The organism is Streptomyces sp. NPDC005070 (assembly GCF_053600395.1).
In genome coordinates this window covers 1-3,556 of sequence record NZ_JBSFZS010000306.1, presented here as the reverse complement: position 1 = coordinate 3,556, position 3,556 = coordinate 1, and the positions used below count along the sequence as shown (strand labels likewise).

Below are 3,556 nucleotides of genomic sequence, written 5' to 3'. Positions count from 1 at the left end.
GCTCGCCCGCCGCCGAGTTCGGCATCGACCTGGCCACCGCCCGCCGGGAGCTGCTGGTCCCGGCCCTGGCCGCGGCCGCGCCCGACGCCGTCGTCAACTGCGCCGGCGCGACCGGCGGCGACGCCGTGACCCTCTCCGAGGTCAACTCACGGGGTCCCGCCGTCCTGTGCGCCGCTCTGCGCGAGGCCGCGCCGACCGCCCGGCTGGTCCATCTGGGTTCGGCCGCCGAGTACGGTCCCGGCGTCCGGGACACCGCGGTGACCGAGTCCTCGGCCACCTGTCCCCTCACCCCGTACGGGGCCACCAAGCTCGCGGGCACGGTCACCGTCACCACCTCCGGCCTCGACGCGGTGGTACTGCGGGTCGGCAACCCCGTGGGTCCGGGAGCACCGTCCACGGGGCTGCCGGGCCGGATAGCGGGGCTGCTCCGCGAGGCCGGTCCCGACCCGGACGCGGTCGTCCGGCTGGGGGACCTCTCGGCGTACCGCGACTTCGTGGACGTACGCGATGTGGCACGGGCTGCGGCCGCCGCCGCGACGGCCCCCGGACCACTGCCGCGGGTCCTCAACATCGGGGGCGGCAAGGCCGTCCCGGTGCGCGAACTGGTCGGCGTTCTGGCGCGTGTCGCCGGGTTCCGGGGGCGCGTCGAGGAGAACGGCGGCGGCTCCGCGCGTTCGGGCGAGGTGTCGTGGCAGTGCTCCGACATCACCGCCGCCGAGGAGACGCTCGGCTGGCGGCCGGCGCTGACGCTCGACGACTCGCTGGCCGCGCTCTGGAGGGCCACGACGGGAGCCGGTTCCCTCCCGCGGGCCGAAGGCGACCGCACATCATGAGTCTGCTGATTCCGCTGTACGTCCATCCGGCCGAGGACCCGGGCGCCTGGCACCGCCTGATCGCGTCGGCCGGCCGGACGTACGGGGTCGTCATCAACCCGGCCGACGGGCCGGGCCGGGGCCCGGATCCCGCTTTCGCCGCGGCGGCGGACGCGCTGAGCTCGGCCGGCGCCCGGCTGCTGGGCTATGTCGACACCGACTACGGCGCCCGCGATCCGGGCCTCGTCGCGGACGAGGTCCTGCGGCACCGGGACTGGTACGGAACACAGGGCTGTTTCCTCGACCGGGTGGCGCCCACTCCGGAGGCGCTGCCCGGCTGCCGGCGGCTGGTGCAGGAGCTGCGCCGGGCCGGCGCGGCTCCGGTCGTGCTGAACATGGGTGTCCACCCGGCGCCGGGGTACGCCCGCTGCGCCGATCTGCTCGTCACGTTCGAGGGCCACTGGTCCACCTATGTGTCGGCGTTCAGCAGACCGGCGTGGACCATGCGGCACCCGCCCGAGCAGTTCTGTCATCTGGTCTACGGCGTCCCCGAGGCGCTCGTCCCGCTGGCCGTTCGCACCGCGCGTGACCGCGGTGCGGCGGTGGCCGGACCGGTGACCGGCGAACTCCCCAATCCCTGGTCGCGGTTGACACCCGCCCTGAGCCGGCCGGGTTCCTGAGCGGCACCCGTTCCCGGCGGCTCGCGTGCTCTCCTTTGCCGAGGATTGATGGCATGTCTAGGTCAAATCTGCGAGGCTTTCCGGTGCCGTCGCCCTGACCCCAGGGTGACGGCACGGAAATCTCACCAGGCGACCGCGCGCACCCGTGCGCGGATCGCGGCCACCCAGCGGCGCACCCCAGTCGTCCCGGGCGGCCACCGAGCTGCCGGAATCCCGGCCGCCTCAAAGGAGTTTCGTGTGAGACCGACCCCCCTCAAGGCCCTGGCGGCGCGCGTCATCGTCGTCGCCGCCCTGGCCGCCGTCTCGCTCCCCGGCACCCCCGCGACCGCCGAGACGAGCACCGCACCGGCCGCGGCGGCGGCCTGCACGCCCGCCCAGGTGGTGACCAACGGCGGCTTCGAGAGCGGTACTTCGCCCTGGACCCAGTCCTCGACCTCCGTGATCACCAGCCGCACCGGCCAGACCGCCCACGGCGGCACCACCTTCGCCTGGCTGGACGGCGTGGGCAGCACCCACACGGACACGCTCTCGCAGAGCGTCACGATCCCGTCCGGGTGCAGCAGCGCCAGCCTCACGTTCTGGCTGCACATCGACACGACCGAGACGACCTCGTCGACGGCCTACGACAAGCTGACGGCGAAGATCGGCAGCACGACCCTGGCGACGTACTCGAACCTCAACAAGGCCTCGGGATACGCCCAGAAGACCTTCGACGTCTCGGCTTTCGCCGGCCAGACCGTCACCCTCGCCTTCACCGGCACGGAGGACTCCAGCCTCCAGTCGAGCTTCGTCCTCGACGACATCGCCCTGAACACCTCCGGTGACACGACGCCGCCGGCCGACTCCACCCGTACGCCCGCCACCCCCGGGTACACGGTCAGCCTGACCAGCAACTCGACCGGCAAGGGCTGGACCGGTCACGAGAGCGTGACGTTCACCAACGCCTCCTCCACCGCGCTGAGCGAGGTGTACCTGAGGCTGTGGGACAACTACCACGGCACCTGCTCCGCGATGCCCATCGTCGTCAGCAACGTCAGCGGCGGCACCGCCGGCTCGCTCTCGGTGGCCTGCACCGCTCTCCAGATCAGCCTCTCGTCACCGCTGGCACAGGGCCAGAGCGCGACGATCGGCTTCGACCTGGCCATCACCGTGCCCAGCGGCGCCGACCGCTTCGGCTACGACGGGGCCTTCGTCAACATCGGCAACGCGCTGCCCGTGCTCGCTGTCAAGGACGGCTCCGGCTGGCACCTGGACCCGTACACCAACAACGGCGAGTCCTTCTACTCCCTGGCCGCCGACTTCAAGGTGACCCTCGACCACCCGACGAGCCTCCTCGTCCCGGCCACCGGCACCTCGGTCGACACCGCCGGTTCGAGCGGCCGTACGGTCACCACGGCCACGGCCTCCAAGGTCCGTGACTTCGCCTGGGCCGCCGGCCCGTTCAGCAAGATCTCCGGCACCTCCACCGCCGGCACCGCGATCAACATCTACTCCGTCTCGGGCATCAGCTCCTCCGACGCGCAGTCGATGCTCACCACCGCCAAGTCCGCGGTGGACGCCCACGCCGCGCGCTTCGGCGCGTACCCGTACGGCGAGCTGGACGCGGTCATCGACAACAACTACTGGTTCGGCGGCATGGAGTACCCCGGATTCGTCCTCGACCTGGTCAGCACCACGGCGCTCACCCACGAGATCGGTCACCAGTGGTTCTACGGGATCGTCGGTGACGACGAGTACAACAACCCGTGGCTCGACGAGGCGTTCACCGACTACGCCACCGACCTGGCGCAGGGCAAGACCGGAACGAGCTGCTGGAGCAGCGTCTCCTGGGCGTCGAGCGCGGAGAACATCACCAACTCGATGGCCTACTGGGACGCTCACTCGTCCCGCTACTCCACCGTCGTCTACGGCTACGGCAAGTGCGCCCTGCACGACCTGCGGCGCGTGCTCGGCGACACCGGCATGGCCAACCTGCTGAAGAGCTACGCCACTTCGCACTGGCTCGGCGTCGAGCAGCCCCGCGTCGTCCTGTACCTCGGATCCGTCGGGCTGGTAGACGTCGTC

General features: G+C 71.6%; 3 protein-coding genes. All 3 read left to right on the top strand.

Going from position 1 to position 3,556, the window contains the following annotated elements; genetic code table 11:
• Positions 1 to 833: NAD-dependent epimerase/dehydratase family protein (locus ACWEBX_RS38145; protein WP_451889316.1), on the top strand; the 833-nt coding region annotated here is incomplete at its 5' end.
• Entirely contained in the window at positions 830 to 1,492 is a 663-nt protein-coding gene (locus ACWEBX_RS38140) for a spherulation-specific family 4 protein (RefSeq protein ID WP_451889315.1), read from the top strand. The genes ACWEBX_RS38145 and ACWEBX_RS38140, both read left to right, overlap by 4 nt.
• 237 nt (positions 1,493 to 1,729) lie before the next feature.
• A partial coding sequence (locus ACWEBX_RS38135; protein ID WP_451889314.1) for a M1 family aminopeptidase occupies positions 1,730 to 3,556 on the top strand: 1,827 nt, incomplete at its 3' end.